This window comes from Halalkalibacter alkaliphilus, assembly GCF_023555415.1.
Lineage (GTDB): Bacteria > Bacillota > Bacilli > Bacillales > Bacillaceae_D > Halalkalibacter > Halalkalibacter alkaliphilus.
The window spans coordinates 1-2,302 of sequence record NZ_JAKRYL010000052.1 but is presented as its reverse complement, the minus strand read 5'-3'; the positions used below and the strand labels follow the sequence as shown (position 1 = coordinate 2,302).

Below are 2,302 nucleotides of genomic sequence, written 5' to 3'. Positions count from 1 at the left end.
TCGACAAAGAAGTCTTTGTCGAGTTTTTTGTGAGATAAGCTCTCCTTACCTGTCCCCTTTACCCTACGGTCTTATCATAACTTTAATTGCATTTGTTCTATCTGATATTGCCTTTTCAAAGGCTTCTTTTGTTTCATCCAAAGAATAATAGTGTGTCATCATATTTTTCAAATCAATTCCTGCTACTTTACATTGAGAAATCATATCAATTGCAGTTTGATAGGTATTGGAATAGCGAAACACTCCAAATATATCGATTTCTCCTCCAACAATTTCGTTAATATTTAGAGTAGCAATATCTTCTGGAGGTAACCCAACAACGACCACTCTTCCTCCTCTTTTTACTGAGGTCAGGGCAGATTGTAATGCCTTCGCATTGCCTGCTGTCTCCAAAGCCAGATCCACATTTTTTCCACCTGTAATTTCAGAGATTCTTTCTGCTAAATTCTCATTTTTTAAGTTTACAGTATCTGTTACACCCATCTTTTTGGATAATTCTAGACGTGATTCTTCAAAATCTACACCTATGACCTTGTTAGCACCAGACAAGTGAGCAACCACTGCACTTAACATGCCAATTGGCCCCATACCCATAATAACAACCGTTTCTCCTACCTGTAATCTTCCTCTCCTCATCGCATGGATACCAACAGAAATCGGTTCAGCCATGGCTGCCTCATCAAATGACATCTCATCAGGAATAGGAAATACAAAATCTGAACGAATGGCAATATATTCACAAAAAGCACCATCGTATGGTGGTGTTGCCAAGAATTTTACTTCTGGACATAGATTGTACTTTCCTGATTTACAGTACTCACATACACCACACGTCACACCAGGTTCAACAGTTACTCTTTGTCCTATTTTTAAATGCTTTACTTCTGAACCAATTTCAACTATTTCACCAGAAGATTCATGCCCTAGTATAATAGGTTTTTCTACAATAAAATTACCAATACGGCCGTGTTGATAGTAATGAACATCTGATCCACACAAACCAACTGATTGTACTTTAATTAGTACTTCATCACTTGCAGGGATAGGGATATTTCTATTTTGCAACTCAATTTTTCCTGGCTCTAGTAAAATGGCAGCCTTCATATGTTTAGACATACTTCCTCCTCGTTGTTGTTTCAATTATGATAACTTACACATACTTGCCCTGCTATGAACAATAACTTTTTACATACTTCTACAGTCCCAACTAATTTCCCTTTTTAATTTTCTCCGTTTTCTTTATTAATTTAGTTAGATAAATTAATGATTTAAATCCTATGTCTTGTAAGGCTTTTAAGATATTAAAAAAGAGTACCTCCCCAAAAGTCGAATGAATAAGTTACCACACATAACTAACGACCGGATGAAGACTCCCTATGACTATAGAAGACAAGGTAGCCTATTTGACCTGCAAGATTTATGCGAATTAGAACCTACTTGCCGAGCAAGGGACACTGGGCCACCTTACCTGTCCCAGCATGTCTTCAAATCTATCGCAACTTAAACCAAACTTCTGCATCACTTCGGCGTTTGAACGCTGCAAGTGGGTTGTCATCGTCTTTATCAACAAGGAAATACGTATACCCTTCACGTTCTGCTCCTTCATACATCTTATTCCACAAGTCCGGTTCTAGCCTTGAGACAGCAACAAAATCATCGTACGAATTCCCTGTTGCACTGATTGCATCAAATTGTGCATGATTCAAGTCAAACGGTTCTTCCTCGACTTCATGTACCTTCACATAAAACTTCGCTAACACGTATTCTTAATTGTCACCTGATTCATCATTAAACGGATTGCCTTTTTTGCATAAGCCCCCAAGCTTCATCTTCACTAATAACCTCTAGCCTCTCCATTTCTAACTGCACATTTCCATAAAAAAGCAACGGGACGGATCTAGTGTTTCCTCCCTTTAGCGGAAAAGAAGCAAGAGATCCGCCCCCTTACTTCCCTGTGATGAAGTCTGCCCTTGTCCCAACGTCATATTTTCTAAGAGAAACTTGGACACCTCTCCCTCTGTTTTTTAAAATACAACAAAAAAAGCATTCCACAAAGGAATGCTTTAGGGTGCCTGGCAACGTCCTGGCTCACCCTTTCTCTTCTACGGGGATGGTTACTCATGGAGTTGTTCTAAGAAGTAACTCACGTTGTGTTACGAAGAGAAAGGGTTCGTCTCACAGGGAGACATGGAGTTTTTTCAGAGATGTATACTCACGTTGTAACCATCGGCCCATTCGAGAAAGAGGCTGTTCCTTCGGAACAGAGCTCTTCAGCGCCTTCAGCATTCTGTTTATGCATATA

The 2,302-nt window shown here is 39.4% G+C and carries 2 protein-coding genes; both read right to left on the bottom strand.

The features are described 5' to 3' along the window. Nucleotides 1-63 precede the first annotated feature (63 nt). A complete protein-coding gene (locus MF646_RS23005) occupies nucleotides 64-1,116 on the bottom strand; it encodes an NAD(P)-dependent alcohol dehydrogenase (protein ID WP_250098830.1) in 1,053 nt (350 codons plus the stop codon). Between the two features lie 374 nt (nucleotides 1,117-1,490). Further along, a complete protein-coding gene (locus tag MF646_RS23000) occupies nucleotides 1,491-1,760 on the bottom strand; it encodes a DUF4352 domain-containing protein (RefSeq protein WP_250098829.1) in 270 nt (89 codons plus the stop codon). Nucleotides 1,761-2,302 lie beyond the last annotated feature (542 nt).